We start from the raw sequence: 23,493 nt of genomic DNA on the forward strand, positions 1-23,493 counted from the left end.
TGTGAAGGTCGGGCCAAAACCCTGCAAAACACCGCCCCCAAAAGCGCCTTTTGAGAGACGACTGATTTGAAGCTTTTTGCAAAAAGCTTCATCAAAAACGTCTGCTTACAGGCTCTCGCTCTTCATCCCTTTTTCAACAAAAGCGGCTGACAGGGCCTGCGCCATTTCGGCCTCCACCGACTTTTCCAAAAAAGATGTTCTGAGCAGTTTCCGCCCCAGAGCAGACTGCTGTTTCAGCGCCTCTTCATCGGCCCATAAGGCCGCAACACCGGCAACAAACGCCGCTGTTTCCGCGGGCACCACACAGGAACGCTGACCAGCCAGAAGCGGCAGACCTTCTGCTGCCATCGGCGTCATCAGGACCGGCACGCCATGCGACCAGCTTTCCAGAATCTTGCCCTTGATGCCTGCACCAAAACGTAAAGGCGCTACCATCAGGCGCGCCTGCGCAAAAACAGTGCCGATCTCTGGCGCATAGCCCGCAAATGTCAGACCATCACAGGCGAAAGATAGGGTTTCGGCCGTCATGCCCGAGCCGAAAACGGTGATCTCCAGCGCCGGATTCAGGCGTCGCAGGGCGGGCACAATCTCCGTCGCCAGCCAGCGTACGGCGTCCCGATTAGGAGCATGCCCGAAGTGGCCGAGAAAAACGATCCTGTCCCGCTTCGCCGGTCGATACACGGTCTTTCCGACAGGAACCGCCCAGCGCACGGTGACGGCGGCGCAAGACGGCACGCCTTCCCTGATCCGCGCCGTCTCCTCATCTGAATGGGTGATCACCACATTGGAGCGCCAGGTGACCATGCGTTCCCGCGCTTCGCTCTGAGCAGCAAGAATGGTCAACTCGGGCCGCTGTTCGACCTGCGCCTGCCGCCGCAGACGGAGACTGTCGATGTCCGCCACAGACCAGATGATCCGCGCCATCGGGCAGAGACGCCGCGCCATCGGGCAGAGACGCCGCGCCATCGGGCAGAGACGCCGCGCCAGCTCCAGATAGGCCGACGCATTGCCGAGCCGATGCAGATAGATCAGATCAAACGCCTCGCCCGCCTGCCGGAGAATGGCCTCGACTGACTCCCATAGAGGCGGTCTGAGGACTGTAATCCCCTGCTCTGCCAGCGAAGCGAGAACATCTTCACGACAGCCGGAAATAAGACTTGGCGTGAAAAACACTTTCAGACCCGCCGCCTGCAGGGCTTTCATGTGCGACAGCAGCGCGACCGATGCCGCATCGCGCCGCACATCAGGGATCTGGTCGTCAATCACCAGCACCTGACGCTGCACCGTGACGGCACGATTACCCTCCTGACGACGCAGGCGACGGATTTCACGTCGGGACGCCAGCCCCAGCGTGCCTTCCGCATCCTTTTTCCTGAGAGTCTCCAGACAGGACGCCAGAAAGTCGGCAGCCGTGCGGATCTTCTCCACATCGCGCAACCCGCCAATCTCGCGACTGGCAAGGTTCATCATGGCCTGATCGAAAAAACCCTCCGCCGCTGGCAGGACTTTTGCGCCTTCCGGAAAAGGTGCGCCTGTATCAGGGCGGATTTCGACAGTATGCGCCGTGAGCGGGTCCGGCGGAGACGTAAACAGAAACTCGAAACCGTATCGCCCGCTTCCCAGACCCAGATCACGAAGATCACGACGGAAACTGTTGGCTTTCAGAAAGGCGACTTCCTGACCGTCGAGCAGAATAGCCACCCCAACCGCACGCTCTGGCCGGTCTTCATCGCGTATCCATCCGGCGATACGCTCGTGATCGAAAATGTCGATCGCACCCCGCACCCCAAGCGCGGTCTGCTCGTCTGTCGGTGCGGGCACGAAAACAGGGGAGCCGTTGATCTGTTCCCCGTTGGGCAACCTCACTTCGAGTCGTGAAAAATCGTTTTCCGGTAGCGGCGGCAACCAGACATGGCGAAAGGCGCAGTAACCGTCGCTATGGCCGGGCTCCACAAGATCTTCGCGCCAGCTTTCAGCGGCCAGTTCCGCCACCTGCACGCCGTCACGGAAAACGGTGAGCGGGACGGGCGTAAACGGATCCGTCTCATTCCTCGCCCATCCCTCGCTCACATACCGGTCCGCGCGATCGAGGAAGGCGCGATAGAGCGGACCGGTCATGCGGGGCTGGCTCGGGCTGCTGCTTTTACGGACGACATGGCCCACAGCGAGAATGTGCCACTGGCGGTCGTGACGCCACGCGGCAGACCGAACGTGAAGCCATAGGCCGCAGCGCCGTTGCCCACCACGCCGCTCGGACCATCGGCCAGCGTCATGCCAATCACACGTCCGTCCAGCAGCACTTCCAGCGCCACAGGCTCGGACGGCGTCAGCAGATCGACAGCCCAGCCGGTCAGCTGACGCTCCCTGTCGGACGCCAGCAGGCCCATCCGCACAGTGCTGCCGGTATGGGCCGACAGGCGGTCGCGGATATGCTCCAGAACCGTGCCGTCTTCCAGACGCGGCGCGCAATAGACCGCCTCGACCGTCTCGGCCTCCGGATACAGTTCCGCAAACGTGCCTGCGTTGTGGAACATGCCGCGTGAGCCGTCATCGACGAAGCTCTCGGACGGAGCACCCTCGGCCAGCAGCAGATCGTGGCTTTCAAGCTCGATGTGGATGTAGTCCACACGCTCGCCGATGCTGTCGAAATGGATGGAGCCGCCGTTCACGAGACAGTGCGCCGGGATCAGGTAGCCCTCCACGAACATGGCGTGCAGTGGCGAGACCGTCAGCGCCCGTGTCGGCAGGCTGTTGCCCAGAGATCCTGCCTCGAAGGTCACGGGGATCAGGTCCGGATTGCCGCGGGCGAACACGCCGTCATAGGCGCGGCGGCCGATCCAGCGGATGGGACGCAGCGCGCCGGACGCCGTGCGGACCAGATCACCGATTGCCAGCGCCTCGACCGGAGTTTCACCCTGTGCCGTGGCGATCAGCGTGCCGGGGCAGTAGCACGGCGCGGGCGTGCCGTAGTCGATCAGCGTGCTGCCGTCAGTGTCGGTCGTAACCAGAAGTTTCGTGGGGTCATAGACGCCGTCGAACAGGATGGTCTCGCTGACTCCGCCCTGCGTGATGGTCAGCCTGTTGTCACCGCTGAACGTGTAGTCCGGCGTGCCGGTGCCCGTCAGGTCGGTGATGTCGATCGTGCCGCCATTGAACACGAGACGGTCCGTGAACAGCGTGTCTTTCGATACGTCCAGCCTGCCGCCGTTCTCAAGCGTGATGTCCGTCAGCGTCGCGCCGCGGCCAGCACTCAGGACACCGCCGGAGCCAATATCAGCGTCACTCACCGTTCCGCCAGAGGAAACGTTGATCCAAGCACCGTCGTTGACTTTCACATCAACAACAGCGGCTCCGTTAAAAACCTCCACCAGTGCATCACGATTGACAGTCGTATTGTAGGCAACTGCTCCCGCACCAGAGAGCTGCTGGAAAGACAGACCATCCAGCGTCGTGTCACGCGCCACACCACCCGGCTCAACGAGCTGCAAGCCACCGCTGACCGTTGCGCCAATAGCAACGCCTCCGCTGGAAATATTCTGCTCCGCCATGTAGCCCACCAGAGTGTTTCGGGCGAGGCCACCAGAGTCAATTACCTGCTCGGCGGGTGCCACCACCAGCTCGGTGGGTGCTCCAGGAAGATACTGCGTTGTAAAGCTTGCTCCGTAGGCCTCGCCTCCGGCGTAAACATCCTGCTCAACAGAGCACGTAAAGTAATTGCTGTCACCAGCCGCACTGATGTAACCGGAAAATATGCCGTCTGTGCTCAGGCCGTAAACATTCTCCTGCGAACTCTGAAAAAGTGTGGGGGAAGCCCCACCCCACCCCGTCACGTCCACAGCCGATGTAAAATAGGAGGCTCCGCCAGCTTCCACGGTCACCACATCACCCGGCCTGAGCATAGCCGATGTCAGCGTTCCACCGCTGCTGACCACTGTCTCGACAGCGGTTCCTGTGCCGCCGTCCGAATAGACGACCGGCCCACTCGTCACATCCCCGGAACTTGTGGTTGTGCCAGAAACATAACCGCCATTTGTTACGAGCGACATCAGGACATTCCTCAAATCTGTCTGATGCGCCCACAGCCGAACTGTTAACAAAAGGACATGGACGCTAATATTTAGTTACATATTAACACAAAGGCGTCCCATCAAAAATAAATAAGGAATATACCTGTTTGTGGCCGTGATTACTGCCTGTGCGGCAGTTTCCGCACAACGCCCGCCACGCCAGCCGCGAGCGAGCGATAGGCCTTCGCGGCCTCGCTCTGCGGCGCTCTCACCACAATAGGCGCTCCCTCGTCGGCACTGAGGCGGATGTCGGCCAGCAGTGGAATCTCGCCGAGGAACGGCACATCGAGCCGTCGTGCCTCGTCCCGTGCGCCGCCGTGACCGAACAGTTCCGTGCGATGATTGCAGTTCGGGCAGCAGAAATAGGACATGTTCTCCACAAGCCCGAGAACCGGCACGCGGGTCTTTTCGAACATCGCCACGCCACGCCGCGCATCCAGCAGGGCAATGTCCTGTGGTGTCGAGACGATGATCGCGCCGCTCAGGACGGCCTTCTGCGCCAGAGTGAGCTGCGCATCCCCCGTTCCGGGCGGCATGTCGATCACCAGAACGTCCAGTTCGCCCCACGCGACATCGCCGAGCAGCTGACCGATCGCGCCCATCACCATCGGGCCACGCCAGACCATCGCCTGCGTCTCATCCACCAGCATACCGATGGACATGGCTTTCAGCCCCCATGCCTCAACCGGGATCAGCTTGCCGTCACGGACTTCGGGCCTGCCGCTGATGCCAAGCATACGTGGGAGCGAAGGACCGTGGACATCGGCGTCCATTAGTCCGACCGACAATCCTTCCAGCGCCAGTCCGGCCGCCAGATTGACGGCGGTGGTCGATTTGCCGACGCCGCCCTTGCCGGACGAGACGGCGATCACGGTGCGGACCTGTGGCAGAAGCGGTTCGGACGCGTCCTTGTTCCCGACGCCACCCAGAGGCCGGTGACCGCCTCCGGCTTTCGGCTCCGGTCGCGGTGCTGTTGGGCGATGCGCCGTCAGCAGCACGCTGGCGCGCCATTCCGGGAAGGCCCTGTCCAACGCCTGTTCGGCAGCAGAGGCGCTTTTTTCGAGGCGCGCCGCCAGAGCCGGCGCTACGGCCAGTGTCAGACGGATACGTCCGGCCGCGATCTGACAGGCTTCAATCTGTCCGATATCCAGCAGCGACCGACCACTGGTCGGTTCGACGACGCCCCTGATGACTGTCTCGATTTCCTCACGCGAGGGAACGTGCTGCTCGGTCATGACATCGCCTCTTTTCTCTTCTCTGCTGTGAGGGTGTATATGGCGTTTATGAACCGGAACGGCCAGATGGAATGCGCACCAATCTTTCACTGGCCAACCTTTCTCCGGAACGCCTCGTAAAGCATTCCCTGTCATGTTGCGGCATGTGGTTGATTGCCCGGTCGACGCCATAACGACGGTCGTCCCCTGAAAGAATGTTGCATGGATACCAGTGTCTCCGAAAAATGCGCCAGACAGCCCGGTCGTGGCTCTCACCCTTCCGTGATTGATTGCTATAAGGCGCGGGTTTCCGGCGACCACTCCATTGCCGCAGCCATGCAGGACAGGCCATGACCGCCACGACCTCCTCTTTTCCGCTTTCCGGCCATTCTTCTGAAGGTCGGGCCGACAAGGCCTCGGTCGCCCTGAACACGCCACCCGCCACCAAACGGGTCCGGGATCATCGCGTGGACGCCCTGCGCGGGATCGCCCTGCTGATGATGTTCGTGGACCACATGCCACAGAACCTCCTCAACCGGCTGACCATCCGGAACCTTGGCTTTGCGGATGCCGCGGAGATTTTCGTGCTGCTGGCCGGATATGCTTCGTGGCTGGCGTACGGGCGGGGTTTCCCGAAATACGGCGTGGCGGTGACGCTTCGCAAGATCGCCGTCCGCTGTGGAAAGCTCTACATCGCCCAGACGCTGATGATGATCTCCTTTGTCGTCATCATCCGCACCTGGCGCAATTTCACGCCCGTTCCCGTCGACTTTCTTGAGCCCGAACTGGCGCACGGTCTGTCCAATTTCTGGCGTGTCTTTCTGCTGGACGCCCTGCCGTCCAACCTGAACATCCTGCCGCTTTACATGGTGCTGCTGGGGGCCTTTCCCCTGATGTTCTGCGTCATCCGGTTCAATCGCTTTCTCGCGCTGGGACTGAGTTTCGCCCTGTGGCTGCTGATCAACATCGACCCCAGTGTTAATTTCCCCAACTGGCTTGACCCGGATGGCTGGTATTTCGACCCGCTGGCATGGCAGTTCCTGTTCGTGCTTGGCGCTTGCGGGGCTATCGAGGCCGGTCGTCACAACGGAAATCTGCCTTCCTTTTCTTGGCTGAAGATCCTTTGCGCGGGCTATCTGATGTTCTCGCTGCTGGAGGCCTTTCCGTGGACGCAGTGGGGACTGCCGACCATCCGCCCGCTTGCCCTGCCCTCTCCCGACAAGAGCACGCTGGCTCCCCTGCGGCTGCTGGATGTCCTGTCGATTTTCTATCTGGTGCAGTCCTCGCAACTGGCCCGGCAATTCTCGGAAACACGGCTGGGACAGGCGCTGGCGCTATGCGGACGCCATTCGCTGGAAGTCTTTACGGTCGGCACCGTTCTCGACCTGATCGGGCGTCTGATCTTCACCACATTCGGAGAAGGCTGGCTGTTTCAGGTCGTGATCAACATTGCAGGCCTGTGGATTCTCTACTGCGTGACAGTTGTCTACGAGCGTAAACGTAACCGGGCGCGGGAGCTGATGAAGCCGTCGGAGCCAAAGCAGCCTGCCGCCTCCTGAGCCGTCTCGTCCGCCTCTGGCATGATGACGCCGCCCACAGACACAGGAACCGATAGAATGAGCCACTTTCCCCGCCTGACCCGGCTATTGCAGGCCGGTTCTTCCGTGAAGATCTGCCTGTTCGGCTCCTCCACCGTCGAAGGTGTCGGCGCCAGTTCGCCCGAGAATGGCCTGTGCCCGGTCGTGGAGCGGACATTGCAGCCTTTCATGCCGAACGGTGTGACCGTCATCAATCGCGGGATCGGCGGCAATGGAGCCGAGGAAATGCATGACCGGCTTCAGCAGGTGATTGATGATCGCGCCGATCTGGTCGTCTGGCAGGGCGGCACGAATGATGTCTGGAAAGAGAAGTCTGTCTCCAGCTTCATTGATCAGACCCGCGATGATCTCGAGCGTCTGCGCCGTGAGGACGGGTGCGATCTGGGCATGATCGGGCCGCAATGGTGCAAGATGCTGGAAGAGCTGCCGAACTTCCCTGCCTTCCGGGACGCTGTGCCCGCGCTGGCCATTGAGATGAACATCCCGTTCTTCAACCGCTACGCGCTGATGAAGTCGTGGTGCGCCGAGTATGACATGACCCGCGAGCAGCTTTCTCCCGATGGTCTGCATCTGGGTGATTTTGGTTACAAGCTGCTGGGCGAGGCCGTGGCGCGCTGGATTGTCGAGATGACGGGAATTTAGGTTCCCGCATCTGATGGGTTCGCCTTACGTTTCTCGGGGCTTTGCCCCGGACCCTACAAAGGGACACAGTCCCTTTGAACCCATTTTATTAAAACAACAGGGGTGAAGGGGCTGCGATCCCTTCCGGGTGCAGGGCAGAGCCCTGCTTCATCGCTCGTTTATAAAAAGCTGTCGGCGTCTTTTAGAGCCGACCTATCAGCGACAAATCAGTGAATGGTCGGAGAGATATTCGCCGAGGCCAGATGCAGATGAGACGGAGCTGCAAGCTTGAGTTCCGGTCCAAAGCCCGGCCACTCACCGTCCGCCAGCGCTTCCAGAGAGGGCGTCGGCAGATCGAGACGATCGGCATAGGTCCAGAGGTAGGAGAAGGCCTGTGTCACATAGGCCCGCGTCTGTGCGTTCGGCAGACGCTCCATATAGAGCAGCGGATCTTCCGACACGCCCGCGCTCGTCTCCCAATGGGAAATCGAACCCGGTCCCGCATTGTAGCTCGCCAGCAGACGGATAAGGTCACCGCCCTCCGGGGCCGCCTGCCCAGCCCAACTCAGATGCGCCAGATACTTCACATAGCGCTGACCGATTTCAAGGTTTAGGCCGGGATCGTGCAGCACCTGAGGTGAAGACGCGAACCGGTCCGTCTGCCCTGTCACAAACCCTGCCGTGCCGGGCTGGATCTGCATGAGACCATGTGCGCCCGCACCGGAGACGGCGCCCGGATCGAAATTGGATTCCAGACGGGTCAGGGCATAGACCAACGCCGGATCGACGGTGAATCCATGGCGGGGATGCAGCGCAGGCAGAGGCAGATGCTCACCATGCTTGCCGGAAGACTGTTCCATCGCCTGAATGGAATCCGCCATTTCCAGCGCCAGATCGTTCAGTCCGGCCGCAGCGGCCACAAGCTGGAAGGACTGCGCCAGAGCGGTGTCACGCACGATCTGCGGCCAGTAGCGACGCAGCGCCTGCTCCGCCCGCTCCTGCTCGCCCACCTGCAACAGGGCAAACACGCGACGACCGACTGGCGTAGCGCCCACGGCTTCCACATCAATTTCTGTCAGAAGCGGTTCGGAAGGCGCAGCGTCCGCTGACACTTCGAGAGCGGCATCCTGCACAGCGTTGTCACGCATTACATGGTGCGGCACGCGCTCCATCATACGGCGCGCCAGCAGACCATAAAAGCTGGTCGGAGCCGCCTGAGCCCGCTGGAGCCAGGGGCGGAAAGATGTCATCTCTCCAAGCTCCTGATGTCCACGAGCCGCCCAGAACGCCGCCGCCGAGATCAGTTCGGGCGTCACGAGCGGCGCACGGGAGGCTTTCTCGAACAGGGCCACGGCTTCCGCCTTATGTCCCTGCGACCAAGCCGACAGCCCGGCCATATAGGCGGGGAAACCAACCTTTTCGTTTCCACGATGGAAAGCCTCACGGGCGGTCTTTTCCGCAGCCGCAAAAGCTCCCTGACTCAGCAGAACCTGCGCCACCTCGCCACCCAGTTGGGCGGCGTAGGGAGGCGTCATACCCGGCGTGATCGCGATCAGATGCAGGGCGCTATCCGCCCCTTTTGCACCCAGCGCGGCACGTTCCATGACCGTGCGATCCAACAACGCATTGCGTGTGAACGCCCGGTCCATCGATCCGTTGACGCTTCCAGCGCGCGCCCCGCCGAGCATGGCGAGAGACGGTGCAGGTGGAAGCGGCGCGCCACGCTCGGAAAGCGACGCCAGACGGGTGTAGACCGCCGGGGCATCGGCCATGTCCGCGTGATCCCGCAGCCAGCGCCTCATTTCGGCGGGACTGGGATGATAGGACGGGTTGAGAAATCTTTCGGCCAGAATGTCGGCCAATAGGGTCGTGTCGGTCAGACGCGTCGTGCTGGCCAGCGCCTCGCTGAAGGCGCTCTGGCGCTGAAGCCGAAAAATGGCCCGCACGAGGGTCGCCATGTCGGAAGACAACGGACGGGGCAACGAGACACCGGCGTCATCAGGTCCGCCATACGGCAGGCGTGACACGGCCATGGCCACTTCGTCACTGCCATGCCCATCATGAGAAGAGCGCTCCGATGAACGGGACCCTCCCTCATCAGGGGGAACCGGCAGCGGCCGCGCACTGGCGAAGGATGCTCCCGTCAGCAAGGCAGCGCCGGCAAGCAGAAACCTGGCGGCGATCGAGTGGGAAATATGACCTATGGCTCGCATGGTGGCGGGGGTCTATAAGTTTCCATTCCAAAATGCAAGCTTGCTGACAATCACCATATGGCAACAGGCAAGCTTCACTCAGGAATACTCCTTGCAAACGCTTGAATTCCTGTGATTGTCACAAGTGGTAGAGAGATGTCTCTACCTGATTCTATTCCTGCCGGTCTGCCTTCATTATTCCACTATTACGTTACTTAATTCACCGCACCATCGAGTGTTACCGCTAGTAACAACATATCATCCCATATCTGACGGCGAGCGGTCGCGCCTGCCCGCAACTGTGAAGGGTGTCTCATTGTCATGACGGGCCTCTGTGGTCCGCCTTCCGGACCCCATGCGGTCGTGCGCCAGCTGCCTCTCGCCCGGGCGGGATTGATGTCCGGTCCGAGAATCATGCGGGTCGCCAGTCCACCGCACAGGAGCAGTCTTTCAGGTTGATAGAGGGCTATACTCCTGAGAAGCATCGGCAGGCATTGCGCAACCTCGACGGGAGACGGAGGGCGTCCGCCCGGTGGTCGCCAGGGAATCGCCGGAGCCAGAATCATCTCCTCACGGGTCCGGCCGATCGAGGCGAGCATACGCCCCAGCAGATCGCCGGATTCTCCTGAAAAAACGATCCCGCTTCTGTCCTCGTCGGCATCAGGCGCATCCCCGATCACCATCACCCGTGCGCCGACCGGACCACGCGGCAGAACGGTGTGGGTTGCCGTGCCGCGCAGACTGCAAGCCACGAATCCGTCGATGGCTTTTTCCAGCGCCGCAATGGTTGTGATCCCGGCCAATGCCGCTAGTGCGGCGTCAGAACCACCCGGCCCTCCCTCCGCAGGGTGACGCGTTTCTTCACTGATGGCGGGGCGACGTTTCGCTGTATGCCTGACCGCCCCATCAAGAGCCGGGGCCGTCGTCTGGTGCGCCACACGCGCCGCCTGTTCGGCCTCCCACTCGGCAAACCGGTCATGGGGCGCCTCATCGAGAAGGACATCAACGCCCCACTCAATCTGCAACTCCAGCAGCGCCGCAACCGCACCAGCGTCCATGGTCACCAGACTCTCCACATCTTCTGATCACCTACTATAAAGAAAGAGTGGCGGCCCGTCCTCCTCTCGACACAAGATCACTTCCATTCGACTGGACGATCAAAGGAAACAGGACACTGTTTCCAGCAAGAGACGTGGCCATAACGCTCAAGACATCTGCGGTCGAACAGGCTTCCCGCCTTCGTTCCGGTGACTGCAACATCATGAACGCCACCGCGGGAACCTTTTCCACCATCCATCTTTTTTCAAACTTCATCAGCCACATATGCTCGTGGTTGGCCGATCGCGCCTGCCGGGTTAAATCTTTCTCATGGCTGTTACAGCCACGGGATGCCACCATCCCATTCACACATCGTCAGGGGCTCATCGCCATCATGCCAATTCGTCCTGTCCTGTCCGCCCTGCTGCTGGCTTCTCTTCTGTCCAGTAGCGCGATAGCTGCGGAACAGAAGGCGCTGGCCACCCCAACAAAGGCAGAATCCTCACCATTTGCACCGATCGACACGCCAGATTTTCTGGTGGGACTCATCGCCGCACGCGCCAATGATTACGCCACCGCTGCCCAGGCTTACAGCGCGGCACTGGCGAAAGACCCGAATAACATGGACCTGCTCCGGCAGGCCTTCTCCGAAGCCGCTCTGGCCGGAGCACCCAACGCCGTGGATCTGGCCCGCCAGACTCTGGCTAAGGCAGGTGGGCGCAGCATTCTGACCGCCTTTGTCCTCGGCAACGACGCCGTGCTGCATGATCGCTGGAAGGAAGCCTCCGAAGCCTATCAAAGCATGCCCTCCGACGCTCTGACCAACATCCTCTCTCCCCTTCTGCAGGCATGGTGTCTGGCGGGTGAGAAGAAATACACGGACGCCATTGCGCTGCTCACCTCCCCGAAACACAGCACGTCGCCTGCCGCGCCTTTCTATGTCGGCCACGCCGCGCTGATTGCCCTGCTTGCCGGCGACACCGGACAGGCCAAAACGCTGTTCGACAAGGCCAACCAGCTCTTTCCAGCCAGCGACCTTCTAATCAACCGCGCACGCGCCAACCTTCTGTGGCAGACCGGCCATCAGAGTGAAGCCCGCGACCTGCTCCGTGCGGCGACGGGCAGCGACACCGTCCTGTCTCTCGCAGAGCCTGAGCTACAGGCAGCCATCGACAGCCCGCCCGTACCAACTGCGCGTGACGGCGTGGCGCATGCTTATGTACTGGTCGCCTTCATTCTCCGCCAGCAGGCCCTGCATGCACCGGAAGTGGACAGCATGCAGCAGATCAACATCGCCTCGGCCATGATGCTGCGCATGGCGCTGACCCTTGATCCGACGCTCGCCATCGCTCGCCTGATGCTGTCGGAGATCGAAGAAAGTCTGGGACACAAGGATATCGCCATCGCGGTATTGCAGGATCTGCCAGACACCAATCCCCTGATCCGTGTCGCACAGTATCGTGTGGCCATGCTGGAAGATCAGCTTGGCAACCATGCGGACGCGCGCGCCAAGCTGGAGCGTCTGGCTCATGACGCGCCAAACCTTGTGCTGCCCATCCGCTCACTCGGCACGATCCTTTCCGAAAGCAAGGACTGGCCCGCTGCGATCGACGCATTCAACAAGGCTATCACCAACGCCCGCGCCAGCCAGACCCTTGACTGGACCCTGCTGTTTGAACGGGCGGCAGCCTACGAGCGCACCAACAACTGGCCGAAAGCCGAAGCGGATCTGCAGGAAGCCCGCAAGATGGTGCCCGATGAACCACTGCTGCTGAACTTTCTCGGCTATGGCTGGGCGCAGCGTGGTCTCCATCTGACAGAGGCCACCGAACTTCTGAAACGGGCGCTCGCCCTCGACCCGGATGACGCGGCAATCCGCGACAGTCTGGGCTGGGTTCTGCTGCGTTCCGGGGATCTGCCACGCGGTGCGGAAATGATCGAAAAGGCCGCAGAGCAGACACCGCTTGATCCGGAGGTGAATTATCACCTTGGCGTGGCGTACTGGGATCTCGGTCGCAAAAGCGAGGCGATTGATCAGTGGAATGTCGCGCTCGGCCTGAAGCCTGAGCCTGACGACCTACAGCGCATCCAGTCGGCTCTGGATTTTGCCAGAACGGCGGATATCAAGACAAAATTCCCCATTCGGGACATTGCAGCCGCACCGCAATAAGGCTTAAAGTTTAAGCCTTACTAAGTCATAGAAACAACATGTCACTGAATTAATAAAGTCGTATTCAAACAGGTTCGGTTTCATTATTACATTATTCAGTATTTTTACCACAAATAAAAACATTATTTCTTTGTTTTCCGATAAAAAGTATCAACATAAAATATACAACAATATATTTATATTATATTTTAATTATTGATTTTAATTTTCTTGCTACATTCCACAATGCATACGGGATTTGTAACCAAAACGACGGTTTGACAATGGGATTTTGTAGTTTTGAATAATGTAATACAAAAGCGTTCTTGTGTTTATCTTTTCCAAATATGCTATATTCTAAACCAATATCACTTTCTCTCCTAATAAATTTATGTGGGTACAGATCTAGTATTGGATAAATCGTTTTTGTATAAATAATAGGCCCAGTCAGGTTGAGCACTCCAACTTTTCCAGTGCCGTCTTTCCAAGGTCGGTAAGAATTAACTTTTTTTATTATAGATTCAACGACCTCTCGCAGGAAAGGATGTCCTGGAGCTGCAATAATATGCCACTGCTGAAACTCCCCTCCAGGAATAAAGGACAATTCAGATTTAAGCCCAAATCCTTCATACTTTTCACCAACAGCATTACTCCATTGCGAAATAATGAACCCCTCATCTCCTTTTACAAATTGAGAAATTGGACCATAAAACCTGCTTTTTATATCAAGATAAACTCCTCCATACTTATAAAGTATCAAATACCTAAATAAATCAGCGCGCGCTGCCCCGTATGAATCGTCAATTTTTTTGTAAATTTTTAATACATTATTCCCAAATTCTGTTTCTATAAAACTTTCTATATCTTTATCTCTATACAGCCTATAATCCCACTCTGGATTTTCCTTTTTTATTTTTTCTATATTCTCCTTGATAGGCAATGGAATTTCTCCATCACCAATTGTTTGATAAATAATGCGCGGAATTTTTCTTCCCCTCAAATCAAATTCTTTTGCATTCATCAAATTTTTCCTCAAAATTATTTCTTTGTATTTCTTACAAAATACAAATCTTACCAACAAGCTCAGTCTTGAAGTCACAATAACAAATCAAACTTTCATACAAACCTCACAATCCTTAGGGCCTGTTAGGTCTTGAATAACAGAACGGACTGCATAGCTGTTTACGATGAGCATGATGTAGTCTGTCTTTTCCGATACCGCATGGTCCGTCTGGGAGCCTTTGATCAAGGAAGTCCGTCCGAAGGGCAAGAGTCCACCGAAAAACTTTCGACGAACGATTTCCGCGATTTTTGGGCGCCCTCAGAACGGCGCGAAGAGGCGCGCCCTGCCATCTGAGTTTGGTCCCTGGTGGATAGCGCACAGTTGTTCATTCGCTGGTCGAAGCACGGAGTATAGCAGCGCCTCTTTGAAAAGGTCAAAGACAGGAATCAGGCTCTCGGCATGGTCTTTCTCGAAGGCACGACGATCCGTGCCCATCACAAGGCGACCGGGGCCGCCAAAAAGAGGAGGGTACAGATGAATCGTGAGGCTTCTTAGCCGCTCATGTGGGGGCTTTGGCACTAAGGTCTGCGTAGCCACAGATGGCCATGGCAGGGCTCTTTCCTTCATGCTTTCTCCCGGACAGGCGCACGAACTGCCGTGTGCCTATGCCCTGCTTAAGATCTACCACACCTACCGATCTATGTCGTCTACGATCGCGGGTATGCCTCGCATAATTCGGTGAATATCTCTGAAACCACGGGTCCCGTCTGGTCATCCCGCCAAGGAAAAATGATCCAGAAGTCGCCGGGCTTACAGACACCGGCACTTGGTCGAAAGTCTGTGGGAAAGGCTCAAGGAATGGCGGGCTGTCATGACCCGATATGAGAAAACCACCGCATCCTTCCTCTCCGTCACCCTCATCGCTGCTACAACAGACTATATCAAGACCTAACAGGCCCTAATATCCATTAGCATCACATTATTATAAGTAAGAATTGTCATTTTCCACAAAATCTGATCTGACAAAGAGAGTAATCAGTATTTTATATGAAAAATCCATTTTACTCTCTATCCAAACTAAGATTGAGACTGATTTCATCTTCAAATCTCTTCCAGACCCTACCGAAAACGTCTCAATCACACCAAGAGGCATCTGAATTATTTAGAACAAGCTCCAAAAAAAACACCAAAAACTAAATCCTTAATCACCCCAAGCCTTAGTTTTTTTTGATTTTTATAATAATTAACATAATTACAAAATCTTTTCCTTATATCTTTTGGTGTGTACATATTTGTCTTTTGTAATATAATTCTATATTTTTCAAAGTAAATTTTTGATACCACCATACTATCAATTGAAAATTCAAATCTTTCTTTCTTACTTAATAACCGGAACAAACATGAGAGTTTTTCATAAAAATCTCTTCGCTCTTCAAGTTTTTCTATAGATAGAGAAAACCTCATATGAAGTTTATCAAAAACGGTTCTAGATTTTGTCTGAGAAACATTCCCGCCATATTGACGATACAAAATCAAAGGCTTGTTGATTTTTGAAACGCGGCCAAAAGCAGATGCCAATATATAAATCCATGTGTCATGAGATAATGGGCGTTCTTCTTCCGGTTGTTTGGGTCGAATATTAAATGAAATCTCTTTCACAAGATTGGATTTGAATAACATAGAATTACCCCATCCACCTCGATAGGGAAAATATGTCATTTTCTCTGCAATTTCGTCCTTTACTATACCTTGTGTCCAAAGTCCATTTTTATTTAAATTACAATCCACAATCTCTAAAGTATGTATAGATAATATACTATCATCAACCATCATTCTTTCATAAGCAGTCTTTAGCTTTTCTGGCATCCATACATCATCTTGGTCACAAAAAGCGATCAGGTCTTCCTGACATTGAGACGCACAGAATAGAAAATTATCCGCAAATCCAAGATTACCTTGTTTTTCTAAAATCCTTACAGGGAAAGGCGCGCTTTGCGCAAATTCGCGAAGGATCTGGAGCGTATCATCCGTTGACCCATCATCACTTACAACCAATTCAGATGGCAACAGAGTCTGTTGCGCCAAGCTATCAAGTTGCTCACGGAGATACCGACTCCCATTATATGTAGCTAGTGCAACGGAGATTTTCATATTTCTAGTTATTCCAGCTATTATAAACCAAATTTTCTACGCAATATTCCCTTGAAGACAGGATCCAGCAGCAAGGCCGCGAGAAGAAAAGTCAAGAATGCCACGAAAGAAGTTCCTATAGCTATCAGGGGTGCCATAGGCACAAACAAAGCCAACAGAAGAGATCCACTCATCATCACGATCACAGGAATCAGATGAAACATTTTACGAGTAACACAGTGACTAAGACTGAGAAGAACAAAAGCATTTATCGTGACACGTAACGTCCATGCCACAGCTGCACCCGGCAGTCCAAAAAAATGAATAAAAACCCAGAGCACAAATAAAAATGGTAGTATTTCAATCATACCCACAACAGCGGTAACATGCGGACGTCCCTGAGCCTGCAGGAAATTGTAGGGAATAAATGCCACACCGTTCGTCCATGCTCCAAACAACAGGATCTCAGCAACGGCTCCGGATTCAACGGCGAATTTTTCTCCAATCCAGAAATGGAGAAAAGTGGAGGAGAACAGGATAGCCGGTCCGCAGACAACAGCGAAGCCATAAGCCAAAGTGCCAACCGACTTCTGTGTCGTATCAACAGCTTCCTCATGAGTGGCTCGGGAAAGACGAGGAAAGAGAGTGCGGGCAAGAGCGGTCGCAGCCACTTGAGAGCGAATCGCGAGCGTCATGGGAACTGAGTATTTCGCCACAGCCGCAGCATTGAGCATTGCACCGATAACGATCTGATTAAGAGAGTCCAAGATGGGGTTTAGAAAAGCGGAAATGCTGACCCATGATCCATAGCCAAAAAGCTTTCTCAGCCACTCAGTGCTAAAATCCTGAATCCGTAAACCCTTCTCTTTCTGAGCAACCAGAACAAAGCCACTCACAATAAAAACGACCCTTGAAAGAAGAATAGCAGGAATAACTATGGTCAAAGCGGGGGTAATCAACCATGCGCAAACAAGAGGAAGTATCTGGCTGATGATATTACCGACTGTCCCCAACGCGTTAGCCGCGAGAAAGCGTTCACGCGACTCAAGCGCTCCGATTAATACACCTCCAAGCATCCCGAAAGGCAGCATTGCAGCCATCCATGGGTAAGCCTGCTGCGTTTCATGGATTAAATCAGGCTCAATTTTAACAACATGGAGAAGAATAAACCCACCAAGAAAATACATAACAAGACCACCGACAGTACCCATAATCATATTAGAGTAAAGTGTAGTCATGAACACTTTTGATCTATTTCGAGAATCATCTTCAGGCAGGCGCGCCATTGCATTTGCAGAAGCACGGGACATACCAAAATCAAGAAAACCGAAATACCCAAGGAGAACCCAGCTTAATGTCACAACACCATAGCGAGATAGACCCAATAACTTGATGTACAACGGAACCGTTGCCAATGAAATTATTATAGGAACAAGAGACCCCATTGCATTATATATGAAGTTTACTGCACTATTAGACGACTTCATCAAATGCACCCATTTTAATATTATAAAAAAATGTTGGTAAATCACTCTCTTTTTACGATTGTCTATTCAGCATAATGACAACCGCACTGACAAAGATTGGAACCGTTTCCTCTTCCCCCTCACGACCATACGGCTGAGTGATGCAAAATCAATGCATATAGCCATTTTGTTACATAAAAACAATGCATTGCTAATGCGTTGTTATGTCATATCAAGAAAATTGGCTCTTTCCTTATCCCGATACTCCTATGGGTTCGAACACTATCGAAGAACGAGTCGCAAGTCACCTTATTCAACCAACTAAATGCATGAGTAGCTCCATAGCATCCAAAGGACCAATTACGCGAGAACGAAGCAACTGATCTCTCTTGACATTTTATCTGCGCCAGTCTTCTACGACATGCCTGAGCTCAGGACTCATTCCTTGAGCCAGTGTGAGGAACATCTAGGAATGGACAAACTGGGACACCGGGATTTCGTGGGACGAGAGGGGATATAGTGGGACAGAAAACAGCAGGAACCCGCAGTTTCTCACGAAGGAAAAGTTATCCACGGCGTCTCGTCATCAGTTGCCGAACTGGGACGCGATCAGGTCGGAAATGAATGATTGAGACGCTAGGTCTGGAAAATAAAAAAATCCCGCGTCTGCTTAAGAATAGGTATCTTAGAAGCCTATTAAGAAATGTCTTTAATCCTGATCGGCTTCTGTTTCGTCTTTTCCTGATTCCGGGTTGTACTCCATCTCAGGCACCGCGACACGTTTAACGTGTGCGTCCTTTATCAGCGTTCGAATGGCATTGAGACGAGCCGCGGCAGCCTCCAGGTCCATAGGGCGCAGATCCGAGCATTTTATGACCATGGAAGACTGATCGGCCGCCGTTACATATGGCGAACCGCTGGCGGAAATCACTTTTGCCCACGCGCATGCCTGGATCGGATTTGTGACGACAGGACCGCCATATCCGTCGGTAAGAGAAAAGCTGAATGCGACGTCCTGCTGCGCACGATAATCCCCGGCAAGCGCATTCACATACTGACGAACAAACTTGTCCTGCTCAGACATGCAGGAAGACAAGCTTCGCCAGGCAGAGCATCGTCCAAGATAAGACATCGCCTGAGAAACGTATTTTTGTGAACTTCCTGCGGAAACAGATGGTCTTTTATAAATTTCAGATGCTCTACAGTCAGAGAAACCGAAGACAAAAGATAATAAAGATAGAGAAAATACAAAAAATGTTGCTCTCTTAATATCATGACATTGCCTGTATTCTGTAGGCGACACGGCCTATTACTGCGATGCTATCGTTCTCGTCGCGGTTTTCTGAAGCGCGCTGGCACTGCTGCAGCCGCTATCGGGGGTGTTGCTGTTCTGGGTGGCTGTTCGGTTCAGACGACGGGCGGTGTGACGACAATCAGTCTAAAGGTTGATGAGGCTGTCGGGGATATCAAGATCGCTGAAAGTGTGGCGCAAACCGTTCTGTCGTTCACAGCTGTTCCCACCCCTGTCACGACGGTTGTTTCGAAAGCGGTAGCGCTTATCAATGGCGGATTGGATGCTTTTCAGCAATATGCCGGATCGACGGCGACACTGACATTCGACAGCACGAGCGTGCCTGCAGCGCTGACATCGGTTGTTGCCGATATCCGCACAGCAGCGAGTGACATTTCAGGGGCAGCAACTGGCATTGAAGCAACCTTGGCAGCCAAGGTTTCGACGGTTTCTGCGGATGTGGCTGCTGTCGCATCCGTGATTGAGTCGATGTTCAGCGCCGTGACCAGCGCTCGCTTCGGCCTGTCTGAGGTTGAGTGGCGCAAGCAGCGGATTGCAGCTATCCGACTGCGACACGGCGTGTGATGAGCACGCCCCTCCTGACAGTTGTGTGGCTGTCCGGTTGAGGGCCAGGCTGCATTGTGGGGTTCGTGACGGGGGTGGCGTGTATGTCGGGGAAGTGGAGACGGTGAGATTGCGGTTAGGCAAAACTCCCGCGCGTCACGATGCTGCCGCTCCCAAAACCGCGTCGTTGCGCATGATGCGGCGTCGTGCCGCCGAACGTCTCGTTCGGTCGGTTGATCCGTCGCCATTGCTGCTCGCGAATGACCGTTTGGGAAACTGCACGGCGGCCGCGTTGGTTAATGGCGCCAGGGCACAGGCAGCCTTGGGTGGTTTTCAGATCGCAGTGACGGATGACAACGCTATTGATTTCTACTCTGCGTCGACAGGTTATATCCGTGGCGATGAACGCACGGACCTTGGTGGTAATGAGACTGATGTGCTGGCGTATGCGGCGCGTCATGGCTACCGCCTGGACACGCAATGCCTCTATCCGGTGTGGGGTGACATCGATCCGGCAGACCTCAACAGTGTGAGGCTGTCTGTCGAGACCTGCGGCACCGCTTATATAGGTGTGCAGTTCTCTGAATCGGACCTGTGGGTGAATGAGGCCGGGAATCTGGCTGATGTGTGGTAAGGATTGGGATCGCCTGTGCTCGGATAATGCGGCCTATCTGAGGAGAGAGACATGATCGTCACAGTTGGCATAACGGCAATCCTTACGACTGCGGTGAATGTCCTATTAGTGGCTATTTTTGTGCATGTCCGACGGAACAGGTCGCTGTTCAGTCAGTGATAGGTGATGCTGAGAGAGCACTCTAATCGCTCTTTCAGAGTGCTCTTCGAGCAATCTAATGATGATCGTGTGGGGTTCTAAACCAAGCGGCACAGTTGTCCAAACCAACGCGCGTAACAGCCAGAAGATGAAGCTTGCTGCGATATGGATTGCTGACATGAAGGTGTGAGCACAGCGGACATATCTGGTGGCGACGCGCCGCCAGTCTTTGAGCTTTGCGAACATGTTTTCAATCAGGTGACGCTTTTTATAGAGATGCCAGTCGTAAGGTGGCTTTGATTTCCGGTTCTTCTTCGGCGGAATACAGGCGATGATATTCCGGTCTGCGAGAGACAGCCTGATTTTATTGCTGTCGTATCCCCGATCCCCGATGACTTCTTCTGTCTTATCGGGAAGATCGCTCAGAAGAATGTCTGCGCCTTTGAAGTCACTCACCTGGTCCGCTGTCAGATGAAGACGGACCGACCGTCCCAGACCATCACATACAGCATGAGCTTTGAGTTCAGTCCGTCTTTGGTTCGTCCGATATGGCGGGGAAAAGCCCCTTTTTGAGCAAAGACGATGCCATTCTGTGCGCTTTGAGATGTGTCTCATCAATCATCAGACGCTTCGAACGGCCAGTCTGCTCTGTCAGGTCGACAAAGATCCTGTCAAAAACACCCAGGCGGCTCCAGCGGATAAACCGGTTGTATAAAGTCTTGTGCGGACCATACGCTTTCGGGGCATCTTTCCGCTGAAGACCGTTGCGGATCACATACACGATCCCGCTCAGGACACGACGGTCATCCACACGCGGTACATCATGTGCCAATGGGAAATACGGCCTGATCCTCTCCATCTGACGTTCAGACAGCAAAAATATCTCACTCACAGACCATTCTTCTCTAATACCCGTAAACCAAGGAACAATGTTCAATTCAAGAAATCAACAGGTCCTTAACCTAACCTGCCCTACTTAAAGCAATAAAATATTTACCAAATCGTTTCACAATACAAGAAACCTCTTACAGCATTGAAATATATCCTTTTTCATGACGCCTTCCACATCCCTCATTGAACGGAGCGAAAAGCTCCTGCTTCTTGGCGTTGGCTGTTACTTCCTCTTTGCAAATTTCACACCCGTCTTTGTAACGCATAGCTTTGTGGCATGCCTCTATCTGGCGGAAGCTCTGCTCGACATGACCTTTACGGTCACACGGCAACGCGGCCCTCTCAGCCACAACTGGCGTGACTGGCTTGTTGCTGTGCTGGGAACATATGCTGGCCTGTTAGTCGTTGCCACGCCGCATGTTTCGCCTCTTCTCCCCAGTCTGCTGTGCGGCAGTCTGGCCCTGCTCGGCATCCTGCTCAGTCTTTCCGCCAAACTGTCCCTGCGCAGAAGCTTCGGGATCATCGCGGCATCGCGCCAGCTGAAAACAGGCGGGCCTTACAGGGTTATCCGGCATCCCATGTATGCCGGTTACCTTCTGATGCAGGTGGCTTTTCTGCTGCAATATCCAACAGCCCATAACGCCGTGGTTCTTCTCTTCACCTGGTGGATGCAGATCATGAGGATCAACGCCGAGGAAAAGATGCTTGCACCCCGCAGTGAATGGGTCGGCTGGTCGAAAGAGGTCAGGTGGAAGCTCATCCCCTTTATTTTTTGATGACGCAGATGACTGCCCTCATTTCGGAGCTTTGCCCCGAACCCCACAAAGGAACACAGCCTCTTTGATCCCGGTTTGTTAAATTAAAGGGCACAGAGGATACAGTTCTCCTTGATCTTCCGCCCTTCGCACCTCACGTTCCGTGAAAGATCGGAATTGGGATGCCGCTGCTTGCGTGCTACAATATAAGAGAGCTTTCACTGCTTCATCGCCCTGCGCGCATCATCATTGCGCAGGACCGAACTTGACGGTTCGCATGGGCGGGAGGCAAAGGTCTGCTTCATTTCGGGATAATCAGGATTGGCCATGTCACCGCGTACTCTGTTCGACAAAATCTGGGACAACCACGTTGTCGATACCCTCGAGGACGGGACCGCCATCCTGTATATCGACCGCCACCTCGTCCATGAGGTGACCAGCCCGCAGGCGTTCGAAGGGCTGCGTCTGGCTGGACGCAAGCTGCGTCACCCGGAAAACACGATCGCCGTCGTGGACCACAACGTGCCGACCTCCGATCGCACCCAGCCGATCGAGGAACCAGAAAGCCGCAACCAGATCGAGACGCTGGAGCGCAACGTCAAGGAATTCGGCGTTCCGTATTTCCCGCTGCTGTCGGCCAATCAGGGTATCGTGCATGTGGTCGGCCCCGAGCAGGGCATCTCTCTGCCGGGCATGACCATCGTCTGCGGTGACTCCCACACCTCCACGCATGGCGCGATGGGCGCTCTGGCGTTCGGTATTGGCACGTCCGAGGTCGAGCATGTGATGGCGACGCAGACGATCCTGCAGAAGCCCGCCAAGAACATGAAAATCGCCGTCGAGGGTGAGCTTGCTCCTGGTGTGACGGCGAAGGACGTGGTGCTGGCCATCATCGGCAAGATCGGCACCGCTGGCGGCACGGGTCATGTCATCGAGTTCTGCGGTTCCGCCATTCGCGGGCTGGACATGGCGGGCCGCATGACGGTCTGCAATATGGCGATCGAAGCCGGTGCCCGCGCCGGTCTGATCGCACCGGATGAGACCACATTCGAGTATGTGAAGGGGCGTCGCTTCGCCCCGAAGGGTGAAGGCTACGATCAGGCCGTCGCCTACTGGAAGACGCTCGCCTCCGATGAAGGCGCGGTCTACGACACGGAAATCACGCTGCGGGCCGAAGAGATCGAGCCATGCCTGACATGGGGCACAAGCCCTGAGAATGTGCTGCCGATCAATGGCACAGTGCCCGATCCGGCTGATGAACCCGATGAAGCAAAGCGGGCGCAGATGGTCCGCATGCTGGACTATATGGACCTGAAGGCCGGGCAGAAGATTGCCGGAACGCCCGTCGATGTGGTGTTCATCGGTTCCTGTACCAACAGCCGTATCGAGGATCTCCGGGCTGCGGCCTCCATCGCGGCGGGCCGCAAGGTGGCCGATGGCGTCCGTGCCATGATCGTGCCGGGCTCGGGTCTGGTGAAGGCGCAGGCCGAGGAAGAAGGTCTGGACCGCGTATTCCTCGACGCCGGTTTCGAATGGCGCGAGGCTGGCTGCTCCATGTGCCTTGGCATGAACCCGGACAAGCTGACGCCGGGCCAGCGTTGCGCCTCGACCTCAAACCGCAACTTCGAGGGTCGTCAGGGACCGGGTGGTCGCACGCATCTGCTGTCTCCCGCGATGGCGGCAGCGGCGGCGGTGACCGGCGTGCTGACCGACGCTCGCGAGCTTACGAACTGATTTCGGCA

At 55.4% G+C, this 23,493-nt stretch carries 17 protein-coding genes and 2 pseudogenes; 9 read left to right on the plus strand and 10 right to left on the minus strand.

What is annotated here, in order from left to right:
- Positions 1–105: 105 nt before the first annotated feature.
- The 3 genes from EMQ_RS07895 to EMQ_RS07905 all read right to left on the minus strand — a co-directional run bounded on the left by EMQ_RS07895 (position 106) and on the right by EMQ_RS07905 (position 5,302).
- Positions 106–2,118: a glycosyltransferase gene (locus tag EMQ_RS07895; protein WP_132012103.1), complete on the minus strand. Its 2,013-nt coding sequence runs from the start codon at positions 2,116–2,118 to the stop codon at positions 106–108.
- The gene (locus tag EMQ_RS07900) at positions 2,115–4,046 is read right to left on the minus strand and encodes a Hint domain-containing protein (protein ID WP_010667604.1); all 1,932 of its coding nucleotides are present in this window, start codon (positions 4,044–4,046) and stop codon (positions 2,115–2,117) included. The genes EMQ_RS07895 and EMQ_RS07900 overlap by 4 nt, the downstream gene beginning before the upstream one ends.
- A 140-nt stretch (positions 4,047–4,186) precedes the next feature.
- Positions 4,187–5,302, minus strand: coding sequence for an Mrp/NBP35 family ATP-binding protein (locus EMQ_RS07905; RefSeq protein ID WP_010667603.1), 1,116 nt, complete (start codon positions 5,300–5,302; stop codon positions 4,187–4,189).
- Between the two features lie 201 nt (positions 5,303–5,503).
- Here EMQ_RS07905 and EMQ_RS17310 point away from each other — a divergent pair, with 201 nt between their 5' ends.
- Genes EMQ_RS17310 through EMQ_RS07915 form a run of 3 tightly spaced genes read left to right on the plus strand, consistent with a single transcriptional unit; the run spans position 5,504 to position 7,521 of the window.
- The gene (locus EMQ_RS17310) at positions 5,504–5,635 is read left to right on the plus strand and encodes a hypothetical protein (protein WP_257916376.1); all 132 of its coding nucleotides are present in this window, start codon (positions 5,504–5,506) and stop codon (positions 5,633–5,635) included.
- The gene (locus EMQ_RS07910; RefSeq protein ID WP_018308201.1) at positions 5,632–6,840 is read left to right on the plus strand and encodes an OpgC family protein; all 1,209 of its coding nucleotides are present in this window, start codon (positions 5,632–5,634) and stop codon (positions 6,838–6,840) included. Before EMQ_RS17310 ends, EMQ_RS07910 begins: the two co-directional genes overlap by 4 nt.
- 57 nt (positions 6,841–6,897) lie before the next feature.
- Positions 6,898–7,521 carry an SGNH/GDSL hydrolase family protein gene (locus tag EMQ_RS07915; protein WP_010667520.1) on the plus strand — a complete coding sequence of 208 codons (624 nt, stop codon included), beginning with the start codon at positions 6,898–6,900 and terminating at the stop codon, positions 7,519–7,521.
- A gap of 206 nt (positions 7,522–7,727) precedes the next feature.
- Here the strand turns inward: EMQ_RS07915 and EMQ_RS07920 are convergent, their stop codons facing one another.
- Both EMQ_RS07920 and EMQ_RS07925 read right to left on the minus strand, forming a co-directional pair.
- A complete protein-coding gene (locus EMQ_RS07920; protein ID WP_010668297.1) occupies positions 7,728–9,713 on the minus strand; it encodes a transglycosylase SLT domain-containing protein in 1,986 nt (661 codons plus the stop codon).
- 194 nt (positions 9,714–9,907) lie between these two features.
- Entirely contained in the window at positions 9,908–10,750 is an 843-nt protein-coding gene (locus EMQ_RS07925) for a uracil-DNA glycosylase (protein WP_026200143.1), read from the minus strand.
- Between the two features lie 134 nt (positions 10,751–10,884).
- Between EMQ_RS07925 and EMQ_RS07930 the strand changes: the two genes are divergently transcribed.
- Positions 10,885–12,900 carry a tetratricopeptide repeat protein gene (locus EMQ_RS07930; RefSeq protein ID WP_018308200.1) on the plus strand — a complete coding sequence of 672 codons (2,016 nt, stop codon included), beginning with the start codon at positions 10,885–10,887 and terminating at the stop codon, positions 12,898–12,900.
- Between the two features lie 181 nt (positions 12,901–13,081).
- On the opposite strand, the gene EMQ_RS07935 is transcribed toward EMQ_RS07930, so the two are convergent.
- A complete protein-coding gene (locus tag EMQ_RS07935; RefSeq protein WP_018308199.1) occupies positions 13,082–13,900 on the minus strand; it encodes a glycosyltransferase family 32 protein in 819 nt (272 codons plus the stop codon).
- A gap of 220 nt (positions 13,901–14,120) precedes the next feature.
- On the opposite strand from EMQ_RS07935, the pseudogene EMQ_RS07940 reads away from it, so the two are divergent.
- Positions 14,121–14,834 (plus strand): annotated as a pseudogene (locus EMQ_RS07940) (IS5 family transposase).
- Between the two features lie 206 nt (positions 14,835–15,040).
- Here the strand turns inward: EMQ_RS07940 and EMQ_RS07945 are convergent.
- From EMQ_RS07945 to EMQ_RS07955, 3 genes are all read right to left on the minus strand, one after another.
- On the minus strand, positions 15,041–16,033 hold the full coding sequence (locus EMQ_RS07945; protein ID WP_018308198.1) for a glycosyltransferase family 2 protein: 993 nt from the start codon (positions 16,031–16,033) through the stop codon (positions 15,041–15,043).
- Positions 16,034–16,053: 20 nt separating this feature from the next.
- Positions 16,054–17,499, minus strand: a complete 1,446-nt coding sequence (locus tag EMQ_RS07950) for a flippase (RefSeq protein ID WP_048874261.1) — start codon at positions 17,497–17,499, stop codon at positions 16,054–16,056.
- 688 nt (positions 17,500–18,187) lie between these two features.
- Positions 18,188–18,562, minus strand: coding sequence for a hypothetical protein (locus EMQ_RS07955; RefSeq protein WP_132012102.1), 375 nt, complete (start codon positions 18,560–18,562; stop codon positions 18,188–18,190).
- 339 nt (positions 18,563–18,901) lie between these two features.
- Here EMQ_RS07955 and EMQ_RS07960 point away from each other — a divergent pair, with 339 nt between their 5' ends.
- The gene (locus EMQ_RS07960; RefSeq protein WP_010668331.1) at positions 18,902–19,354 is read left to right on the plus strand and encodes a hypothetical protein; all 453 of its coding nucleotides are present in this window, start codon (positions 18,902–18,904) and stop codon (positions 19,352–19,354) included.
- Between the two features lie 103 nt (positions 19,355–19,457).
- On the plus strand, positions 19,458–19,967 hold the full coding sequence (locus EMQ_RS07965) for a hypothetical protein (RefSeq protein WP_148232718.1): 510 nt from the start codon (positions 19,458–19,460) through the stop codon (positions 19,965–19,967).
- A 276-nt stretch (positions 19,968–20,243) separates the two neighbouring features.
- Here the strand turns inward: EMQ_RS07965 and EMQ_RS07970 are convergent.
- A pseudogene (locus EMQ_RS07970) lies at positions 20,244–20,997 on the minus strand (IS5 family transposase); the annotation flags it as partial.
- Between the two features lie 160 nt (positions 20,998–21,157).
- Here EMQ_RS07970 and EMQ_RS07975 point away from each other — a divergent pair.
- Both EMQ_RS07975 and leuC read left to right on the plus strand, forming a co-directional pair.
- The gene (locus tag EMQ_RS07975; protein WP_010666147.1) at positions 21,158–21,772 is read left to right on the plus strand and encodes a methyltransferase family protein; all 615 of its coding nucleotides are present in this window, start codon (positions 21,158–21,160) and stop codon (positions 21,770–21,772) included.
- A gap of 306 nt (positions 21,773–22,078) precedes the next feature.
- Positions 22,079–23,485, plus strand: coding sequence for a 3-isopropylmalate dehydratase large subunit (leuC, locus tag EMQ_RS07980; protein ID WP_010666145.1), 1,407 nt, complete (start codon positions 22,079–22,081; stop codon positions 23,483–23,485).
- Positions 23,486–23,493: the final 8 nt, after the last annotated feature.

Source organism: Acetobacter aceti NBRC 14818 (assembly GCF_000193495.2).
Lineage (GTDB): Bacteria > Pseudomonadota > Alphaproteobacteria > Acetobacterales > Acetobacteraceae > Acetobacter > Acetobacter aceti.

Excerpts from the sequence above, each read along its gene's own strand:
- EMQ_RS07945 (WP_018308198.1), bottom strand. The coding sequence starts at position 16,033 with ATGAAAATCTCCGTTGCACTAGCTACATATAATGGGAGTCGGTATCTC.
- EMQ_RS07915 (WP_010667520.1), top strand. The coding sequence starts at position 6,898 with ATGAGCCACTTTCCCCGCCTGACCCGGCTATTGCAGGCCGGTTCTTCC.
- EMQ_RS07920 (WP_010668297.1), bottom strand. The coding sequence starts at position 9,713 with ATGCGAGCCATAGGTCATATTTCCCACTCGATCGCCGCCAGGTTTCTG.
- EMQ_RS07975 (WP_010666147.1), top strand. The coding sequence starts at position 21,158 with ATGACGCCTTCCACATCCCTCATTGAACGGAGCGAAAAGCTCCTGCTT.
- EMQ_RS07910 (WP_018308201.1), top strand. The coding sequence starts at position 5,632 with ATGACCGCCACGACCTCCTCTTTTCCGCTTTCCGGCCATTCTTCTGAA.
- EMQ_RS07935 (WP_018308199.1), bottom strand. The coding sequence starts at position 13,900 with ATGAATGCAAAAGAATTTGATTTGAGGGGAAGAAAAATTCCGCGCATT.
- EMQ_RS07950 (WP_048874261.1), bottom strand. The coding sequence starts at position 17,499 with ATGAAGTCGTCTAATAGTGCAGTAAACTTCATATATAATGCAATGGGG.
- EMQ_RS07955 (WP_132012102.1), bottom strand. The coding sequence starts at position 18,562 with ATGTCTGAGCAGGACAAGTTTGTTCGTCAGTATGTGAATGCGCTTGCC.
- leuC (WP_010666145.1), top strand. The coding sequence starts at position 22,079 with ATGTCACCGCGTACTCTGTTCGACAAAATCTGGGACAACCACGTTGTC.
- EMQ_RS07905 (WP_010667603.1), bottom strand. The coding sequence starts at position 5,302 with ATGACCGAGCAGCACGTTCCCTCGCGTGAGGAAATCGAGACAGTCATC.
- EMQ_RS07925 (WP_026200143.1), bottom strand. The coding sequence starts at position 10,750 with ATGGACGCTGGTGCGGTTGCGGCGCTGCTGGAGTTGCAGATTGAGTGG.
- EMQ_RS17310 (WP_257916376.1), top strand. The coding sequence starts at position 5,504 with ATGGATACCAGTGTCTCCGAAAAATGCGCCAGACAGCCCGGTCGTGGC.
- EMQ_RS07895 (WP_132012103.1), bottom strand. The coding sequence starts at position 2,118 with ATGACCGGTCCGCTCTATCGCGCCTTCCTCGATCGCGCGGACCGGTAT.
- EMQ_RS07900 (WP_010667604.1), bottom strand. The coding sequence starts at position 4,046 with ATGTCGCTCGTAACAAATGGCGGTTATGTTTCTGGCACAACCACAAGT.